18 protein-coding genes are annotated in these 19142 nt (G+C 70.2%); 10 read left to right on the top strand and 8 right to left on the bottom strand.

The window, feature by feature from the left end; genetic code table 11:
• Positions 1-216: 216 nt before the first annotated feature.
• Positions 217-1842 (bottom strand): chaperonin GroEL, encoded by a 1626-nt coding sequence (gene groL / locus FHR72_RS04160; protein ID WP_183466680.1) that lies wholly within the window; start codon positions 1840-1842, stop codon positions 217-219.
• 201 nt (positions 1843-2043) lie between these two features.
• On the bottom strand, positions 2044-2595 hold the full coding sequence (locus tag FHR72_RS04155) for a TetR/AcrR family transcriptional regulator (protein ID WP_183466679.1): 552 nt from the start codon (positions 2593-2595) through the stop codon (positions 2044-2046).
• Between the two features lie 105 nt (positions 2596-2700).
• On the opposite strand from FHR72_RS04155, the gene FHR72_RS04150 reads away from it, so the two are divergent.
• From FHR72_RS04150 to FHR72_RS04140, 3 genes are all read left to right on the top strand, one after another.
• Entirely contained in the window at positions 2701-3612 is a 912-nt protein-coding gene (locus FHR72_RS04150; protein ID WP_183466678.1) for an SDR family NAD(P)-dependent oxidoreductase, read from the top strand.
• Between the two features lie 19 nt (positions 3613-3631).
• Positions 3632-4129 (top strand): cupin domain-containing protein, encoded by a 498-nt coding sequence (locus FHR72_RS04145; RefSeq protein WP_183466677.1) that lies wholly within the window; start codon positions 3632-3634, stop codon positions 4127-4129.
• A 117-nt stretch (positions 4130-4246) separates the two neighbouring features.
• On the top strand, positions 4247-5974 hold the full coding sequence (locus FHR72_RS04140) for a DEAD/DEAH box helicase (protein WP_183466676.1): 1728 nt from the start codon (positions 4247-4249) through the stop codon (positions 5972-5974).
• Positions 5975-5990: 16 nt separating this feature from the next.
• Here FHR72_RS04140 and FHR72_RS04135 read toward each other — a convergent pair whose 3' ends face one another.
• The 5 genes from FHR72_RS04135 to FHR72_RS04115 are packed head-to-tail and all read right to left on the bottom strand — an operon-like array spanning position 5991 to position 10245.
• Positions 5991-6461 (bottom strand): SRPBCC family protein, encoded by a 471-nt coding sequence (locus FHR72_RS04135; RefSeq protein WP_260155813.1) that lies wholly within the window; start codon positions 6459-6461, stop codon positions 5991-5993.
• A gap of 29 nt (positions 6462-6490) precedes the next feature.
• Complete coding sequence (locus FHR72_RS04130) at positions 6491-7453, bottom strand: TIGR03621 family F420-dependent LLM class oxidoreductase (RefSeq protein WP_183466674.1); 963 nt, start codon at positions 7451-7453, stop codon at positions 6491-6493.
• A 9-nt stretch (positions 7454-7462) separates the two neighbouring features.
• A complete protein-coding gene (locus FHR72_RS04125; RefSeq protein WP_183466673.1) occupies positions 7463-8278 on the bottom strand; it encodes an HAD-IIA family hydrolase in 816 nt (271 codons plus the stop codon).
• Positions 8279-8323: 45 nt separating this feature from the next.
• A complete protein-coding gene (locus FHR72_RS04120) occupies positions 8324-9736 on the bottom strand; it encodes a PH domain-containing protein (protein ID WP_183467219.1) in 1413 nt (470 codons plus the stop codon).
• A gap of 26 nt (positions 9737-9762) precedes the next feature.
• Positions 9763-10245 carry a PH domain-containing protein gene (locus FHR72_RS04115; protein WP_183466672.1) on the bottom strand — a complete coding sequence of 161 codons (483 nt, stop codon included), beginning with the start codon at positions 10243-10245 and terminating at the stop codon, positions 9763-9765.
• Between the two features lie 120 nt (positions 10246-10365).
• On the opposite strand from FHR72_RS04115, the gene FHR72_RS04110 reads away from it, so the two are divergent.
• The 6 genes from FHR72_RS04110 to FHR72_RS04085 all read left to right on the top strand — a co-directional run bounded on the left by FHR72_RS04110 (position 10366) and on the right by FHR72_RS04085 (position 16853).
• Positions 10366-11283 carry an SDR family NAD(P)-dependent oxidoreductase gene (locus tag FHR72_RS04110; protein ID WP_183466671.1) on the top strand — a complete coding sequence of 306 codons (918 nt, stop codon included), beginning with the start codon at positions 10366-10368 and terminating at the stop codon, positions 11281-11283.
• A 17-nt stretch (positions 11284-11300) separates the two neighbouring features.
• Positions 11301-12506 (top strand): molybdopterin molybdotransferase MoeA, encoded by a 1206-nt coding sequence (moeA, locus tag FHR72_RS04105; RefSeq protein WP_183467218.1) that lies wholly within the window; start codon positions 11301-11303, stop codon positions 12504-12506.
• 12 nt (positions 12507-12518) lie between these two features.
• A complete protein-coding gene (locus FHR72_RS04100; protein ID WP_183466670.1) occupies positions 12519-13220 on the top strand; it encodes a phosphatidylserine decarboxylase in 702 nt (233 codons plus the stop codon).
• Positions 13217-14083: a CDP-diacylglycerol--serine O-phosphatidyltransferase gene (gene pssA / locus FHR72_RS04095; RefSeq protein WP_183466669.1), complete on the top strand. Its 867-nt coding sequence runs from the start codon at positions 13217-13219 to the stop codon at positions 14081-14083. Before FHR72_RS04100 ends, pssA begins: the two co-directional genes overlap by 4 nt.
• A 1-nt stretch (position 14084) precedes the next feature.
• Positions 14085-16292, top strand: a complete 2208-nt coding sequence (locus FHR72_RS04090; protein WP_183466668.1) for an AAA family ATPase — start codon at positions 14085-14087, stop codon at positions 16290-16292.
• Between the two features lie 117 nt (positions 16293-16409).
• Positions 16410-16853 carry a DUF1707 domain-containing protein gene (locus FHR72_RS04085; RefSeq protein ID WP_183466667.1) on the top strand — a complete coding sequence of 148 codons (444 nt, stop codon included), beginning with the start codon at positions 16410-16412 and terminating at the stop codon, positions 16851-16853.
• Positions 16854-16872: 19 nt separating this feature from the next.
• Here FHR72_RS04085 and FHR72_RS04080 read toward each other — a convergent pair whose 3' ends face one another.
• Positions 16873-18369, bottom strand: coding sequence for a potassium/proton antiporter (locus FHR72_RS04080; RefSeq protein ID WP_183466666.1), 1497 nt, complete (start codon positions 18367-18369; stop codon positions 16873-16875).
• Positions 18370-18399: 30 nt separating this feature from the next.
• Between FHR72_RS04080 and FHR72_RS04075 the strand changes: the two genes are divergently transcribed.
• Positions 18400-19095: a potassium channel family protein gene (locus FHR72_RS04075; protein WP_183466665.1), complete on the top strand. Its 696-nt coding sequence runs from the start codon at positions 18400-18402 to the stop codon at positions 19093-19095.
• Positions 19096-19142 lie beyond the last annotated feature (47 nt).

Below are 19142 nucleotides of genomic sequence, written 5' to 3'. Positions count from 1 at the left end.
GCCCGGTATTCCCGCGCCGATCCGCGGCGGGTCAGGTCGCCGTCACGGACCGCGACGCTTCCCAGGAAAGATTCCCTGCGGACACCGTCGCCACGGCGTCCGACGAATGTGGGCTTCCTGCACGCTTTCCGACGTGATCCTGTGCATAAAGCCCACATTGGGGATGACGAAAAGCCCCGGCTCGCCAAGCGAGCCGGGGCCTCTTCGTACAGGGACTTAGAAGTCCATACCGCCCATGCCACCGGTCGGGTCGCCCGCAGGTGCGGCGGCCTTCTCCGGCTTGTCGGCGACGACGGCCTCGGTGGTGAGGAACAGCGCCGCGATCGAGGCTGCGTTCTGCAGCGCCGAGCGGGTCACCTTCACCGGGTCGGCGACGCCGGCCTTGAGCAGGTCCTCGTACTCGCCGGTCGCGGCGTTGAGGCCGTGACCCGCGGGCAGGTTGGAGACCTTCTCGGCGACGACACCGGGCTCCAGACCACCGTTGAAGGCGATCTGCTTGAGCGGAGCCGACAGCGCCACGCGGACGATGTTGGCGCCGGTGGCCTCGTCACCCTTGAGGTCCAGCGACTCGAGCACCGGAGCCGACTGCAGCAGAGCCACGCCGCCACCGGCGACGATGCCCTCTTCGACGGCAGCCTTCGCATTGCGGACGGCGTCCTCGATGCGGTGCTTGCGCTCCTTGAGCTCCACCTCGGTGGCAGCGCCGGCCTTGATGACGGCAACGCCACCGGCCAGCTTGGCCAGGCGCTCCTGCAGCTTCTCGCGGTCGTAGTCGGAGTCGCTGTTCTCGATCTCGGCGCGGATCTGAGACACCCGGCCGGCGATGGCGTCGGAGTCACCGGCGCCCTCGACGATGGTGGTCTCGTCCTTGGTCACGACGACCTTGCGGGCCTGACCCAGCAGCGAGATGTCGGCGGTCTCCAGGGAGAGTCCGACCTCTTCGCTGACGACCTGGCCACCGGTGAGGATCGCCATGTCCTGCAGCATCGCCTTGCGGCGGTCACCGAAGCCCGGAGCCTTGACGGCGACGGACTTGAAGGTGCCGCGGATCTTGTTGACCACCAGGGTCGACAGGGCCTCGCCCTCGACGTCCTCAGCGATGATCAGCAGCGGCTTGCCGGCCTGGATGACCTTCTCCAGCAGCGGCAGCAGGTCCTTGACGGTCGACACCTTGGAGCTGACCAGCAGGATGTAGGGATCCTCCAGGACGGCTTCCTGGCGCTCGGCGTCGGTCACGAAGTAGCCCGAGATGTAGCCCTTGTCGAAGCGCATGCCCTCGGTGAGCTCCAGCTGCAGGCCGAAGGTGTTGCTCTCCTCGACGGTGATGACACCCTCGTTGCCGACCTTGTCCATGGCCTCGGCGATGAGCTCGCCGATCTGGGTGTCGCCGGCGGAGATCGCGGCGGTGGCGGCGATCTGCTCCTTGGTCTCGACCTCCTTGGCCGACTTCAGCAGACCCTGGGTGACGGCCTCGACAGCCTTCTCGATGCCACGCTTGAGGCCGAGCGGGTTGGCGCCGGCGGCCACGTTGCGCAGGCCCTCGCGGACCAGCGCCTGGGCGAGCACGGTGGCGGTGGTGGTGCCGTCGCCTGCGACGTCGTCGGTCTTCTTGGCGACCTCTTTGACCAGCTCAGCGCCGATCTTCTCGTACGGGTCCTCCAGCTCGATCTCCTTGGCGATGGACACACCATCGTTGGTGATCGTGGGGGCGCCCCACTTCTTCTCCAGGACGACGTTGCGACCCTTGGGGCCCAACGTCACCTTTACCGCGTCGGCGAGGCTGTTGAGGCCCCGCTCGAGGCCGCGACGGGCCTCTTCGTCATACGCAATTGTCTTGGCCATTGCGAAGTGTTTCCTCCGGGATTGGGGATGCACGTCTCGTGGTCGGAGTCAGTGCCCGCGACGGACGACCGGGGCTGTGCTCGCAGATGCGGCCCCGATCTCACCGGTCCGACCTAGCACTCACTGGTCGCGAGTGCCAACTGCATTCTTAGCACTCGACCAGGGCGAGTGCAAGGTTCGATAGCCCCGCCCGGGGTTGCCTCACCGGGCCCGCAGTCCGTCCTCGATCACCCGCGCCACCCGTTCTGAGACGGCGCCGCCGTAGACCTGGGGGACCTTGCAGACCACCAGCAGCGCCTTGATCGTCGCGACGTCGACGTCGTCGCGGACGGTACCCGCACGCTGGGCGGCGGCCAGCAGCTCGCCGAGCATGGCCAGGAACTCGCGCTCGGCGCCGGGTGCCGCGGTCTCCAGGTCGATCCCGTAGCCGACGAGGGCGTCGACCAGACCGTGATCGGTTGCGCCGTTGCGCACCATGTCGTGCAGGAACACCGACAGCGCCCGTCCGGGCCCCTCGGTCTCCAGCAGCGACCGGGCATGCTCGACGACCTTGCGCAGCCGGTCCTCGACCACCGCGACGAACAGGGCCTCCTTGGTCGGGAAATGGCGGTACACCGTCCCGGCGCCGACGCCGGCCCGCCGCGCGATCTCGTCGATCGGAACGGTGAGCCCGTCGGCGGCGAAGGTGTCGTAGGCGACCTGCAGGACCCGCGCCCGGTTACGCGCGGCGTCGGCGCGCAGCGGTCGGGTCACGATTCCCCTCCTGGCGAACACGAACCGGGGCGCGCGTTCCGTATAGTCGACAACAACCGGGGCGATCGCCCCGCTTCCCCAGTGTACGAGGACCAGGAGACCGACATGACCAACTGGACGACCGCCGACATCCCCGACCAGACCGGGCGGACCGCCGTCATCACCGGCGCCAACACCGGGCTGGGTTTCGAGACCGCCAAGGCGCTGGCCGAGAAGGGCGCCCGCGTCGTGATCGCCGTCCGCAACGCCGAGAAGGGCGCGCAGGCCGCGTCCCGCATCGGTGGCGACGTCGAGGTCCAGGAGCTGGATCTGACGTCCCTGGCCTCCATCCGCAGCGCGGCCGAGGCGCTGAAGGGCCGGTTCGAGCGGATCGATCTGCTCATCAACAACGCCGGCGTCATGACCACGCCGAAGGGCACCACCGCCGACGGGTTCGAGCTGCAGTTCGGCACCAACCACCTGGGGCACTTCGCGCTGACCGGGCTGCTGCTGGACAGGATCCTCGATGTGCCGGGTTCGCGGATCGTGACCGTCAGCAGCAACGGCCACAAGATGGGCGGCGCGATGCACTGGGACGACCTGCAGTGGGAACGCAGCTACAACCGCATGGGCGCCTACACCCAGTCCAAGCTGGCCAACCTGCTGTTCACCTACGAACTCCAGCGCCGGCTCGCGCCGCGCGGTGCGACGATCGCCGTCGCCGCCCATCCGGGCACCTCGACCACCGAGCTGGCCCGCAATCTGCCGCGCCCGGTGGAGCGCGCCTTCCTGGCCGCCGCGCCGGTGCTGTTCGCCCAGACCGCCGACCGGGGCGCCCTGCCGACGCTGCGCGCCGCGACGGATCCGGGCGTGCTCGGCGGGCAGTACTACGGACCCGACGGCATCGGCCAGCAGCGGGGCAACCCGGTCGTGGTCGCCTCGAGTGCGCAGTCCTACGACGTGGGGCTGCAGCGCCGGCTGTGGGAGGTCTCCGAAGAGTTGACGAAGGTGGCGTTCCCGGTCCCCAGCAGCGTCTGAGGCGGGCAGACTGGGCGGCATGTCGCTGGTCGTGCCGCCCTATCCCCCGCCCCGCTACACCGCCGACGAACCCGAGGTCAGCGCCTGGCTCAAACGCGACGGCGAGCCGCCCGACTACGACGCATTCGGGCACGTCCAGTACCACTACCTGGCCAATCAGCAGGACACCGGCGGCGATTACGGCCTGTACCGGGTCCGGATCGCCCCGCGGGGCGGCGGCCCCGGCCCACACTTCCACCGCGGCATGTCCGAGGCGTTCTACGTTCTGTCGGGCACGTTGTCGCTCTACAACGGCACCGACTGGGTGGACGGCAACGCCGGGGACTTCCTCTACGTCCCGCCGGGCGGCGTCCACGGCTTCCGCAACGAGGCCGACGACCCCGTCTCGATCCTGATGCTGTTCGCCCCGGGAGCGCCCCGGGAGCACTACTTCGAGGGATTGGCGCAGCTGGGCGACCTGAGCGACGACGAACGCCACGAGTGGTTCGTCAAGAACGACAACCACTTCGTCGAATGAGCGCACAGACACGCCGCACCCGGACACGCCGCGAAGATGCGATCGCGGAACCCGCTGCCCTAGACTGCATTCCGGTCATGCCGTCGGTGACCGTCAACGGGCTGGGAGGAGTCGTGGGTGCAGGCTGAGGCCGAGCCTGTGTCCGGCTCAGCCGGAGTGCCCGGCACCCAGGCGCTGCGCAGCTGGCAGCGACGAGCCCTCGTCAAGTACCTGACCGCCAAGCCCCGCGATTTCCTCGCTGTCGCGACCCCCGGGGCGGGCAAGACCACCTTCGCGCTGCGCATCGTCTCCGAGCTGCTCGCCGAAGGCACCGTCGACACCGTCACGATCGTGGTGCCGACCGAGCACCTCAAGATCCAGTGGGCCCAGGCCGCCGCCCGGCACGGCATCGCGCTGGACCCGAAGTTCTCGAACTCGAACTCCCAGACGTCCTCGGAGTACCACGGCGTCGTGGTGACCTACGCGCAGGTGGCCAGCCATCCGACGCGGCACCGGGTGCGGACCGAGAACCGCAGGACGCTCGTGGTGTTCGACGAGATCCACCACGGCGGTGACGCCAAGAGCTGGGGCGACGCGATCCGCGAAGCGTTCGACGACGCGACACGGCGCCTCGCGCTGACCGGGACGCCCTTCCGCAGCGACGACAGCGCGATCCCGTTCGTCACCTACGAGACCGGGCCCGACGGTTTTGCGCGGTCGTCGGCCGACCACACCTACGGCTACTCCGACGCGCTCGCCGACGGCGTGGTGCGGCCGGTGATGTTCATGGCGTACTCGGGGGAGGCCCGCTGGCGGGACAGCGCCGGTGAGGAACACGCGGCCCGCCTGGGCGAACCGTTGACGGCCGAGCAGACCGCCCGCGCCTGGAAGTCGGCCCTCGATCCGAAGGGCCAGTGGATGCCCGCGGTCATCGCGGCGGCCGACAAACGACTCCAGGGCAAGCGCCAGCACGTGCCCGACGCCGGCGGCATGATCATCGCCACCGACCAGACCTCGGCCCGCGCATACGCCGACCTGCTGCTGGAGATCACCGGCGAGATGCCCACCGTGGTGCTGTCCGACGACAAGGGCGCCTCGGACCGCATCTCGCAGTTCTCGGCGGGGACCTCACGGTGGCTGGTCGCAGTGCGCATGGTGTCCGAGGGCGTGGACGTGCCGCGGCTCTCGGTCGGCGTGTACGCCACGAGCGCATCGACGCCGCTGTTCTTCGCGCAGGCGATCGGGCGCTTTGTCCGGTCGCGGCGTGCCGGCGAGACGGCCAGCATCTTCCTGCCGTCCGTGCCGAACCTGCTGCTGCTGGCCAGCGAGATGGAAGCGCAGCGCAACCACGTGCTGGGCAAGCCGCACCGCGAGTCACTGGAAGACGACCCGCTGGACGCCGAACTGGCCGAGCAGAAGCGCGACGAGGCCGGCGACGAGGAGAACAAGGTCGAATATCTCGGCGCCGACGCCGAACTCGACCAGGTGATCTTCGACGGGTCGTCGTTCGGTACCGCGACGCCTGCGGGCAGCGACGAGGAAGCCGACTATCTTGGCATCCCCGGCCTGCTCGATGCCGCCTCCATGCGAGATCTGTTGCGGCGCAGGCAGGATGAGCAGATGCAGAAGCGCACCGAGTCCGGCGCGCAGGTGCCCAGGACGACGCACGGTCAACTTCGCGACCTGCGCAGCGAGCTGAACACGCTGGTTTCGCTGGCCCACCACCGGACCGGGCGGCCGCACGGCTGGATCCACAACGAGCTGCGCCGGCGCTGCGGCGGTCCGCCCGTGGCCGCCGCGACCCGCGAGCAACTCCAGGAACGCATCGAGGCCGTGCGCGTCCTGCAGCGCGAGCTCACGGCCTAGGGCCTTCGCAGCATTCTCATTTCATCGCGAGGGTGGCGAGGTTGGCCAGCGAGTTGTCGAGATGCTCAGGGGGGAACGGCGGGAACTGGATGTGCTCGCGCAGTGGCGCGGGCACTGCGTTCCAGTCGTAGGTCAGCGTCACCCGGGTGCGCTCCGTATCGGCAGGGTCAAGCGCGTAATGCCAGGTCCAGCCACCGAACTCGACGTCGCCGTCCGGCCCGGCCTGTCCGGGTTCCCAGCCGATCTCCTCATCGGGACGAAAGGCGATGACCTTGTTCGCCATCTCATAGTGCCCGTCGGGGTGGTTGTCGTGATACATGGCGATGCGGAACATCTGTCCCACACGGGTGATCGGCTCGCCGTCCAACGCCTCGCGCACCCAGCCGGTGCCGTCGATGGCGCCGTGGGTCGAAGGATCGGCGAGCACCGCGAACACCGCGGAGGCGGGCGCGTCCACGGTGGTGGTCACTGTCATCGTTTCGGTCATGACGGTTCGACTCCGTGGCGCGAGGAAAGTCATCGCAGCAGGGCGATGACCTCGGCGATATCGGGCAGCGCCGAGCGGCGGCCCGCCCATTCGTCGAACACCGTCCAGTAGCTGACTCCGAACTCCTGCCGACGGGCCAGCAGCTGTTCGGCCATCTGCTCGTGGGTGCCGACGAGCATGAAGGGCGAGTTGAGCAGCACGGCCGGGTCGGCGCCCAGTGTCTCGCCGAGATCGGCGGCCGCAGCGGCCCTGTCGTCGGTGACGACGACCGCCTGGATCAGCGCGTTGAGTTCGATCTCGGGGAACCGTTCCCCCGCCGCGTTCCGCACCACGGCGATGCGGTCCGCCAGCCCGGGCCCGTCGAAGTGACTGAGCCGCACGCGTGTGGCGTCGCGGTTGTGGTTGATGCCTGCGAACCCCGCGATGTCGGCGACCCGGCCCGCCAGCTCCAGCACGCGAGTCCCGTTGCCGCCGACGAGGATCGGGACCCTGTGCGGTGGCGTCGCGACGATCTCCCCCGCGCCCGCTCGCACCCGGTAGTGATCCCCGCGGAGGTCGATCGGCTCGCCGTCGAGGAGGGTGCGGATCACGGTCACCGCTTCGACGAGTCGAGACACCCGGGTCGCTCCGTCGTCGAACGGTATTCCCGCGGCGTCGTATTCGGACTTCATGTGCCCGGCTCCGATGCCGAGTTCGAAACGGCCGTCGGACACGGTCGCCAGTGAGGCGGTCTCGCGTGCGGTCTCGACGGGGTGACGGAAGTCGTTGTTGAGCACCAGCGTTCCGACGTTCAGACGGGAGGTGACCGCGGCGACGGCCGCGGCGACGGTGAACGGGGCCACCGTGGGCGCGAGATGGTCGGCGAAGGTCAGCACGTCGATACCGGCAGCCTCGACCCTCAGCGCGAACTCGCGGGACTGCGCACCGGAGCGCGGGAGCGCTGCGGTCAACCCGAACCGCAGGGGGCGGCTGCGGTGCGCGTCGGTGCTCACACCACGACGTTACAGGCCCAACAGCGGGGGAAGGTCGGCGACGGAATCGATCACGTGGTTGGGCTGCATCGCGAATTCGTCTGCTGCCCAACGGTCCAGGGTGTCCTGACGGAACTTCCCGGTGCGCACCAGCACCCCCGTCATCCCGACGACCTGCCCGGCCAGCACATCGTTGTTCAGGTCGTCCCCGACGACGTACATCTCCTCGGTGTCCACCCCGAGGCGGGCCGCCGAGGACAGAAAACCCTCGGGCGCAGGCTTGCCGACGGCGGTGGCCTTTCGGCCCGAAGTCTGCTCCATCCCGATCAGGTACATGCCGGTGTCGACGCGCAGTCCGTCCACCGTCGTCCAGGCGGTGCTCCGGTGCATCGCCACGACAGGCACGCCCTGGGCCATCCAGTCGTAGACCCACGACAGCGTCAGGTGGCTGTACTCGGGGCCGGCGCCGCCGAGAAGCACGACATCAGGTGGCTCCGGTGCGCGCGAGCCGGTGAACTCCGTGGAGTAGACGATGTCGATGCCGGGCATGTCCTCGGCGATCTGCCCACTGTTGACCAGGAAACAGCGTGCGTCGGGGTAGCGGTCGCGGACGTAGTCCGCGGTCAGCACCGCAGCGGTGATCACCTCGTCGGAGCGCACCGCCATGCCCGCCTCGGTCAGCAGGTCGGCGATCTCGGCACGCGTGCGCGTGGTCGTATTCGTCAGGTACGCGCACGCGATCTGGTTGTCCGCCAACACCTGCAGGGCCTCGGCGGCACCCGGGATCGGTGTCCACGACGTGACCAGCACACCATCGATGTCGAACAGAACTCCACCGATAGCCATGTTGCGACAGTAAACCGCAGACGGGTGGGCGCAACTCGGGCCCCGTCAGCCGCGGGCCCATGCCGTCGTGCCCACCCAGGGCGTCGTCGTCCGCGCGATCGACCATGCGATGTCGGCAGGGACGTCGATGAGTTCGTAGCGTTTCACGCCGGCGGCCGAGGCGGCGATCAGCGTCGCGACACCGGCCCGGCGCTGCAGCAGTGTCTGGCGCACGGTCCACCCGACGATGCCCGCCCCGGCCACGCAGTCACGGCGGCGCTGCACGCTGCCCGAGCGCGCGACGAGCCAGCCGCCGCCCACGCGGTGCCCGAGCGCGCGCACGCGGTCGACAGCCAGCGCTCCGCTGACCAGGAGCAGGACCGCGGGCAGCGCCCACACCCCCGGCGCGACGTCGGCGACCAGCGCCCACACCGCCATGGCAATGGTCGCCGCCGCCGGCAGCATCATCGCCCTCGTCCATCGCCGCCGCGCCGCCGCGGGTCCGTGACCGGTCAGCGGCCCGGTCACCGGATCGCCGGCGCCGATGAGATCGGCCAGCACCGTCTCGGCGGTGCCCCGGGGGCACGGCGGCAGCAGCTGCGAGGCTTCGCCCGCGCCGGCCACGCCGGTCATCACGGCGTCCAGTCGCGCGCCGCCGAACAGCCGCACCACCAACGGCTCCCGGAGCGTGCCGCCCCGCAGCCGTCGCATGTCGAACGTGTGCTCGCGCACCCGCAGCAGACCGTGCGACAGGTGCATGACCTCGCCGTCGCGACGCAGCAGGAGGTTGCCGTAGGTGAGCAGCGACTGCGTCACCGACAGCAGCACCGAGGCGACGAGCACGACGACCACCGCTGCGCCGACCGCCCTGACCACCCCGAGATCCCGCACCACACCCTCGCCCGTCTGCGCGAGCGGCGAATCCTCCAGCGTGCGAAGCAGTCCGGCCTGGGAAGCCACCCCGGCGGCGGCGACGATCATCACCAGGCCCGTGAAGGTCAACGGGCTGTAACGCAGCCATGACGGCTGCCAGCGCGCCAGCACCCGCCCCGGCGCGGCCACCGGGTCCGGCACGGACAGCGAGTCCGCGAGCAGAACCGCCCGCAGGTGCGCGACCTCGGCGGTCGGCACCGCGTCGAGCTCGAACACGGTGTCCCCACCGGCCTCCCTACCTGTGCTGACCCTGAGCACGGTGAGGCCGAGCAGCCGGTGCAGCAGCCGCGCGTCCGTCGACACCGACCGAATCCTGTTGCGCGGCACCGACAGCACGCTGCGCCGCAAGACCCCGGTGCGCAGCTGGACGTCCTCGCTCCCGATCCGGTAGGTGGTGGTGAACCAGCGGGCCAGACCGTAGACGACGACCAGGGCCACCCCGATCAGCGTCCAGATCGGGTTCCCGGTCGCCGATCCCAGCACCAGAGACCCGACCAGGACCGGGATCTGGCGCAGCACCTCGTGCACGGGGTGGACCAGAAGCATCCGGGGGCTCAGCCGCGACCACGGGTTCACGTGGCGTCCTCGGCGCCGAGGGCCGCGATGTCGGTCAGCCGGGCCACCACCTGGTCGGCCACGCCGACGTCCAGGGCGACGATGCGCACCGCGCCGGCCGACGACGCGGTCGTCACGGTGACGTTCGCCAGCCCGAACAGTCGGTCCAGCGGCCCCCGATAGGTGTCGACCGTCTGGATCCTTGAGATCGGCGCGATCCGGCGTTCCTGTACGAGCCAGCCGGACCGGGTGTACACGGCGGTGCCGTCGAGATCCCAGCGGTGCACCCGGTACCGCCACAGCGGCGCGACGACGACCGACACGACGACGCCCAGCGCGGTGGCCACGGCGGCGAGCACGTGCAGCCACGGGAGCCGGCCGTCGAACGCCAGCCACACCGCTTGGCCGACCGCCGCGAACACCCACGGCACGGCGGCCCCCAGGGCCCAGACGAGAGGCGCTTTCCGGCTCGGGGGGTGCGCCGGTTCAGCCAGGTGCACGACCCGAGCCTATTGCACCGGCCTCCGGCCGGGTGTTGGCGAAGCGTGCGACGCGGTCGGCGGCTGCGTGTTCGCGGGCAGGGTCGCCGCACGTGCCGTCGCCTCCGTAAGTTGAGTGTCATGACCTCCAAATGGACCGCCGCCGACGTTCCCGACCAGGCCGGCCGGGTGGCCGTCGTCACCGGAGCCAACACGGGCATCGGGTACGAGGCCGCGCAGGTACTCGCAGAGAAGGGCGCCCGGGTCGTGATCGCCGTGCGCAACACCGACAAGGGCAGGGACGCCGCCGACCGGATCTCCCGCGCGCATCCCGGTGCCGACGTGTCCGTCCAGGAGCTCGACCTGTCCTCGCTGAAGAGCGTCCGCAGCGCCGCCGACCAGCTGCGCGGCGCGCACCCGAAGATCGACCTGCTGATCAACAACGCCGGCGTGATGTACCCGCCCAAGCAGGTCACCGAGGACGGGTTCGAGCTGCAGTTCGGCACCAACCACCTCGGCCACTTCGCCCTGACGGGCCTGCTCCTCGACAACCTGCGCGAGGTACCCGGCTCACGGGTGGTGACGGTCGCCAGCATCGCCCACAACATCCGCGCGGGCATCCACTTCGAGGATCTGCAGTGGGAGCGGTCCTACAACCGTGTCGCGGCCTACGGCCAATCCAAGCTGTCGAACCTGATGTTCACCTACGAACTGCAGCGCAGGCTCAGCGCCGCCGGCGCGCCCACTATCGCGGTCGCCGCCCATCCCGGCGTCTCCAACACCGAGCTGATGCGCCACATCCCCGGTTCCGGGCTGCCCGGTTTCGCACAGCTCGCCGGGCTCGTCACCAACAGTCCGGCGGTGGGCGCACTCGGCACGCTGCGCGCGGCGACCGATCCCGACGTGCAGGGCGGCCAGTACTACGGTCCGTCCGGCTTCCGCGAGCTCGTGGGACACCCGGTTCTGGTGAAGTCCACCCAGCAGTCGCACGACGTCTCCGTCCAGCAGCGACTGTGGACGGTGTCGGAGGAACTGACCGGCGTGAAATACGGGATCTGATGCGCTCCCGCTCGGAATTGCGCTCCGTCGACGAGCACCGGCGGGTGGTCGCCGGTCTGATCACCGCGCGGCCTGCGGTCTCGGTCGCGATCGCCGACGCGCTCGGCCTCGTGCTGGCCGAGGACGTGACGGCCCCGCTGTCCCTGCCGGGTTTCGACAACTCCGCGATGGACGGTTACGCGGTGCTCACCGAGGACATCGCCACGGCGGGCGCCGACACCCCGGTCCGGCTCCCCGTCGCCGAGGACATCCCCGCCGGCCGCACCGACATCCCGACCCTGGCGCCCGGGACGGCCCACCGCATCATGACCGGCGCACCGCTGCCCACCGGCGCGACGACGATCGTCCCGGTCGAGAGCACCGACGGCGGTGTGGACACCGTGACGATCCGGGAGAGCAAGCGGCCGGGGCAGCACATCCGGCGCGCCGGTGAGGACGTCACCGCCGGCACGACGGTGCTGCAGGCCGGGCAGGTCGTCACCCCCGCCGCGCTCGGGCTGGCAGCCGCGCTCGGGCTGCGCGAACTGGTCGTGATCCCCCGCCAGCGGGTGCTCGTCGTCTCGACCGGCACCGAGCTGGTCACCGCGGGCACGCCGCTGCAGCCGGGGCAGATCTACGAGTCCAACGGCGCCATGCTGGCCGCCGCGGTGCGCGACGCGGGCGGCGAGGTGGTGGCGTCGCCGATGACCGGTGACGACGTCGACGCGTTCCGGCAGACCCTGCACGACCACGTCGGGAACGCCGACCTGATCCTGACGACCGGCGGGGTCAGCGCCGGCGCCTACGAGGTCGTCAAAGACGCTCTGGGCCAGGGCGGCGAGAGCACGGTCGAGTTCGTGAAGGTCGCGATGCAGCCGGGGATGCCGCAGGGCGCGGGGTCGGTCGACGGCACCCCCGCGGTCACGCTGCCCGGCAATCCCGTCAGCGCGCTCGTGTCCTTCGAGGTCTTCGTGCGGCCGGCGCTGCGCGCCGCGATGGGCCTGTCCGATGTGGAGCGGCCCCGCCGGACCGCGACGCTCACCGAGGACCTCACCTCGCCGCGCGGGAAGCGGCAGTTCCGGCGCGGTGTGTTCGACCCCGCCGACGACACCGTCACCGGCTACGGACCGCCGGCGTCCCACCATCTGCGGTGGCTGGCTTCGGCCAACTGCCTGCTCGAACTCGACGAGGACACCGCCGAAGTGGCCGCAGGGTCACGCGTGCAGGTGTGGGACCTGCGATAGCCTGGCTGCACGATGGCCAGACGCCCCGACCTCAAAACAGGACCAGCGCGCCTGGCGGCCCTGGTTCGGACCACCGTCCCCCCGATGCACCCCGCGGGCCTGCCGTTCGTCGGCGCGAGCCTCGCGGTCGCGTTGGCCGGCCGCAACACCCGCTGGCTGCGTAACGCCGGTGTGGCTTCGGCAGCCGCCAATGCCGCGTTCTTCCGGCATCCGCCGCGCACGCCACCGACCCGCCCCGGCGTCGTCGTCGCACCCGCCGACGGGCTGATCTGCCTCATCGGAGACGAGCTGCCGCCGGCCGAACTCGGGCTTCCGGCAATCCCTTTGCCGCGGATCAGCATATTCCTGTCCCTGTTCGACGCGCACGTGCAGCGCGCCCCGCTGGCCGGTGAGGTGATCGCGGTCAAGCACCGGCCGGGCCTGTTCGGCTCCGCCGAACTCGAAGCGGCCAGCGCCGACAACGAGCGCAACAGCGTGGTGATCCGCAGCCCCGAGGGCGCCGAGGTCATCGCGGTGCAGATCGCCGGCCTGCTCGCCCGGCGCATCGTGTGCGACGTCGCGCCCGGCGACAAGGTCGGCCTCGGCGATACCTACGGCCTGATCCGCTACGGCTCCCGGCTGGACACCTACCTGCCCGCAGGGTCGAACCTCCTCGTCAGCGTCGGTCAGCGTGCGATCGCCGGCGAAACAGTGCTGGCCGAGTTGCCCCGATGAGGGCACGCATCAAGACCTCCGTCGTGAGTCTGCGCATCCTGCCCAGCGCGATGACGGTCGCCGCGATCTGTCTGGGACTCAGCGCGGTGAAGTTCGCCCTCGACGGGCGGCCCACCGAGGCGATGGCGTTTCTCGCGATCGCGGCGATCCTGGATGCGCTCGACGGCCGCCTGGCGCGCGCGCTGAACGCGACGTCGAAGATGGGCGAGGAGATCGACTCGCTGGCCGACGCGGTGAACTTCGGTGTCGCTCCGGCGTTCATCGTCTACGGCACGCTGCTGTCGACGTCGCGGATCGGCTGGATCGTGGTGTTGCTGTACGCCGTGTGCATCGTGCTGCGGCTGGCCCGCTTCAACGCGATGCTCAGCGTCGATCAGCCCGCGTACGAGAAGAAGTACTTCACCGGCATGCCCGCCCCCGCCGGAGCCATCGGGGCCATCGGCCCGCTCGCGGCGAAGATGCAGTTCGGTGACGGCTGGTGGACCTCCGAGCCCGCCGTGGTGATCTGGATGATCGGGGTCTCGCTGCTGGTGGTCAGTACGCTGCCGATGCGCAAGATCCACACCTTCTCGGTGCCGCCCAACATGGTGGCCCCGCTGCTGGCCCTGCTGGCGATCGGGGTGGCGGCGTCGATCCTGTACGGCTACGTCGTGATCCTGGTGATCATCGTGGCCTATTTCCTGCACATCCCGTTCGCGCTGCGCACCAAGCGCTTCCTGGCCGCGCACCCCGAAGTCTGGGACGACAAGCCGCGCCAGCAGCGTGCCGCGCGCCGGGCCATCCGTCGTACGCACCGGACCCAGCGGGCGCAGCCGCGCCGCTCGATGCTGCGTCTGGGCCTGCGCCGGCCCCCGAGGAACTGAGGTGTCCGAACTCGGACAGGTGGACGCACACCGTCCGCCGGGCGCCCACCTCACCCTGACCGCGCGGCTGAACACCTCGGCACTGGATTCGCGGCGCGGCGTCGTGCGCCTGCACCCCGAGGCGATCGCCGCCCTCGGCATCCGGGAGTGGGACGCGGTGTCGCTGACCGGATCGCGCACGACGGCCGCCGTGGTCGGCATCGCGCCCACGGGCACACCGACCGGAACCGCCCTGCTCGACGACGTCACGCTGTCCAATGCGGGGCTGCGGGAGGACACGCCCGTGCTGGTCGCGCCGGTCACCGTGTACGGCGCGCGGTCGGTGACGCTGAGCGGATCCACCCTCGCGACTCGGTCACTGTCCGCGGCGACGCTGCGCCAGGCACTGCTGGGCAAGGTCATGACGGTCGGCGACACCGTGTCCCTGCTGCCGCGCGACCTCGGCCCGGGAACCTCGACATCGGCGGCCAGCGCCGCGCTGGCGTCCTCCGTGGGCATCACCTGGACGTCCGAACTGCTGACCGTGACGGGGGTCGATCCTGCCGGACCGGTCAGCGTGCAGCCGAATTCCCTTGTCTGCTGGGGTCAGTCGACGGCACCGGCGCCCACCGGGGACACCGGTGCCCACACCGTCACCGAACGGTCCGTCGCGACACCGACACTGGCGCTCGACGACCTGAAGGGCGCGCACACCCAGGCGGCCCGCCTGACCGAATGGCTGAAGCTGGCCCTGGATCAACCGGAGCTGCTCGAAAAGCTCGGTGCGACGGCCAATCTCGGAGTTCTGGTGTCGGGTCCCGCCGGCGTCGGCAAGGTCGCCCTGGTACGGACGGTCTGCGCGGACCGGCGCCTCATCGAACTCGACGGTCCGGAGGTGGGGTCGTTGCGGCCGGAGGACCGGCTGACGAAGGTCGCCTCGGCGGTGGCTGCCGCACGCGACGGTGGTGGCGTGCTGCTGGTGACCGACGTCGATGCGCTGCTGCCCGTGCCCGCCGAACCGGTGGCGACGTTGATCCTGACCGAACTCCGCGCCGCGGTCGCCACCAGGGGCGTGGCGTTCGTCGCGACCTCCGGGATGCCCGACAACGTGGACCCGCGGCTGCGCGCACCCGACCTGTGCGACCGCGAACTGGGACTGACCCTGCCCGACGGGGCGGTCCGCAGGCAGCTGCTCGAGGTGTTGCTTCGCGACGTCCCGGCCGGCGAGCTCGAACTGGGCGAGATCGCCGAGCGCACACCGGGATTCGTCGTGGCCGATCTCGCCGCACTCGTGCGGGAGGCGGCATTGCGGGCCGCCGCACGCGCCAGCGAGAGTGGCGACGATCCGACGCTCACCCAGGAGGATCTGGTGGGTGCGCTCGACGTGATCCGCCCGCTGTCGCGGTCGGCCACCGAGGAAGTGTCGGTGGGGTCGGTGACCCTCGACGACGTCGGCGACATGGTCGAGACCAAACAGGCCCTGACCGAGGCGGTGCTGTGGCCGTTGCAGCACCCGGAGACGTTCCAGCGCCTGGGTGTCCAGCCCCCGCGTGGCGTGCTGCTCTACGGCCCGCCCGGGTGCGGCAAGACGTACGTCGTGCGGGCTCTGGCCAGTTCCGGCCGGTTGAGCGTGCACGCCGTCAAAGGCGCCGAGCTGATGGACAAATGGGTCGGTTCCTCGGAGAAGGCGGTGCGCGAGCTGTTCGCTCGGGCCCGCGATTCGGCGCCGTCGTTGATATTCCTCGACGAGATCGACGCGCTCGCTCCGCGGCGCGGCCAGAGCTTCGATTCCGGCGTCACCGACCGGGTCGTCGCGGCGATGCTGACCGAACTCGACGGCATCGAGCCACTGCGTGACGTCGTGGTGCTCGGGGCCACCAACCGTCCGGATCTGATCGATCCGGCACTGCTCCGTCCCGGCCGGCTGGAGAAGCTGGTGTTCGTCGAACCGCCCGACGCCGAGGCACGCACCCAGATTCTGCGCGCCGCAGGGAAATCGGTGCCGCTGGCCTCCGATGTGGATCTGGAGACGCTGGCCGGATCGCTGGACGGCTACAGCGCCGCCGATTGCGTCGCCCTGCTGCGCGAGGCCGCGCTGACGGCGATGCGGCGTTCGATCGACGCCGCCGACGTGACGGCCGACGACGTGACGAAGGCCCGCGAGACCGTGCGCCCGTCGTTGGATCCGGCGCAGGTCGAGTCGTTGCGGGCGTTCGCAGAATCGCGCTGAGCCCGTAGCGCCCCGTCCGGCGGCGGCAGCACGCTGCATCGGCGAAAAATCTTGACACTGACAAGTTGCGGTGGCATCGTCGTGGTAACTAGTCATTGTCAAGATTGGGAGGCGATCATGACCAGCATCGACACCACCGCAACGCGGGCCGGCGACCGTGAGCGCGAGAGGACCGCCGACGTGCTCGGCCTGGCGCTCGCGCAGGGGTATCTCGACATGGCCGACTACGAGTCGCGGCTGCAGCAGGTCTACGACGCGGGCGTCACACCCGATCTGCACCGGCTCACCGCCGATCTGCCGCTGGCCGAGTTGCGGCGCAACGACCCGCGGCGCAGGGCGGCCAAGGTCGCAGCGGCCCGCCGGGGCATCCACCTGCACCTCGCCGGCTATGCGGCGATGGTCGTCATCGTGCTGACCGTCTGGCTCGCGGTCGGACTGGGGACCGGCGCGTGGTACTTCTGGCCGATCTGGCCGATCCTCGGCGCAGGCATCGGGGTGCTGGGCCATGCGCTGCCGATCCGCCTGGCGTTCCCGCCGTGCCCGGGGCTGCGCACGCACTGATGGCGCCCGGCGCCCGGTCCTAGGCCTGGTCGCCGTACTCGTCGAACCAGTACGCCAGCTTGCCCCGGCGGCTCACCGCGCGCAGCCGGCGCTCGGCCAGATCCCGCGTCGCCGTGGTGGTGACGATCATCAGCTCGTCGCCGATCTGCAGCCTCGTCACCCGCTCGGGCACGAACGGTTGTCCCGCCCTGATGATCAACGTGATGACGCTCGGATCGGGCAGGCGCAGCTCCAGCACGGTGACGTTGTGCAGGCGCGAGCCCGGCAACACCGTCATCGTCAGCAGCTCCGCACCGAGAACATCCAAAGGCGCGGCGTCGACCTGGACTTCGCGTGTGGCGTCCCGCGGGATCAGGTGCAGCCACTCGGCCACCAGCCGCAGGCTCGGGCCCTGGATCACCGTGTACAGGACCACGAGGATGAACACGATGTTCAGCAGGCGCCAGCTGTCGGGCACGCCGGCCACGATCGGGTAGGTGCACAGCACGATGGGCACCGCGCCGCGCAGACCTCCCCAGGACAGGAAGAGCTGTTCGCGCCACGGCACCTTGAACCCGATCAGCGACACCACGACCGAGAGCGGGCGCGCGAGCAGCAACAGCACCAGCCCCGCGACGATGGCGGGCACCACCTCGTCGAGCAGCTCGTCGGGCGACACGAGGAGCCCGAGGATCACGAACACCCCGATCTGGGCGAGCCAGCCCGAACCCTCCGCGAAGGACCGTGTCGCGGAGCGGTGCGGCAGACCGGAATTGGCCAGCACCACCCCGGAGAGATAGGCCGCGAGGAAGCCGCTGCCGTGCACGGAGCCCGCCGCGGCGAACGCCACCATGCACAGGCCGAAGATCGCCAACGGGTACAGCCCGGCGCTCGGCAGCGCGATGCGCCGCAGCGCCGAGGCGCCCAGGAACCCGAAGCCGAGCCCGATCGCGGTGCCGATCGCCAACTCGTACAGCATCGTTCCGGCGATCACCCACGGATCGAGGTCCAGCGGTGTGGCACTGAACAGCAGCACCAGGATCACCGCGGGCGCGTCGTTGAAGCCGGACTCCGCCTCCAGCAGCCCGCTCAACCGGCGCGGCAAAGGAACCACCCGCAGCACCGAAAACACCGCGGCGGCATCGGTACTCGACACCACCGCCCCGAGCAGCAGCGCCAGCTGCCAGTCCATCCCGAGGATCCAGTGCACGGCCGCCGCGGTGAGCACGGTGCTCACCCCCACGCCCACGGTCGCCAGCACGCCGGCGGGGGCCAGCACCTTGCGGATGTCGCTGAACCGCGTCGTCAGACCACCCTCGACGAGGATGATCGCCAGCGCCGCGGTACCCAGGTCCTGCGCGAGCTGCGCGTTGTCGAACTGCAGGCCCAGTCCGTCCTCACCGACAAGGACACCGACGCCGAGGAACAGCAATAGGCTTGGCAGGCCCACTCCGGTGGCCAGCCTCGTGGCCGCGATGCTCACCAGCAAGACGAGGCCGCCGATGAACAGCGCCACGTAGAGCTGGTGCAGGGTCACGCGAGTGAGTAAATCAGGGACAGGAGCTCGATGCGGATCGCAATAGCAGGTGCGGGTGCCGTCGGGCGGTCCGTCGCCCAGGAGCTCGTCGAGTACGGCCACAAGGTGCTGCTGATCGAGAAGGAGTTCCCCCGCTACGAACCGTCCACCGTCCCGGGCGCGGAGTGGTTGTGGGCCGACGCCTGCGAGGTGTCCTCCCTGGAGGAGGCCGAGATGCAGATCTGCGATGTCGCGATCGCGGCCACCGGTGACGACAAGGCGAACCTCGCGATGGCATTCCTGGCCAAGACGGAGTTCGGCATCGACCGCGTGGTGGCCCGGATCAACGACGCGCGCAACGAGTGGCTCTTCACCGAGGCCTGGGGCATCGACGTGGCCGTCTCGACGCCCATGGCCCTGGTGACGGCCGTCGAGGGCGCGATCGACGTCGGTCACCTGGTGCGGTTGATGGCGCTCGGCAGAGACTCGCGCGGCGACCTCGGACAGCGCGCGACCAACGTCGCGAAGTTCACGCTGCCGGCCGACAGCGCCCTGGTCGGGCAGTGCGTGCGCGACCTCGCGATGCCCCAGGACAGTGCCCTGGTGACACTGCTGCGCGGCAACCGACTGCTCGTTCCGGGCCTCGACGACGTGCTGCTCGCCGGAGACGAGATGCTGTTCGTCTCCGCCTCAGGGGTCGAGGAGCGGATCCGGGAGATGGTGCAGGGCACCCGTAGACTGGAGTGACTCCGGAGTCAGTACGGCTGACACCTCCATGTCCACCTGCCCGACGG

This window comes from Mycolicibacterium iranicum (assembly GCF_014190915.1).
GTDB lineage: Bacteria > Actinomycetota > Actinomycetes > Mycobacteriales > Mycobacteriaceae > Mycobacterium > Mycobacterium iranicum_B.
The sequence above is the reverse complement of the archived record's forward strand: the minus strand, read 5'-3'. Positions and strand labels throughout refer to the sequence as shown.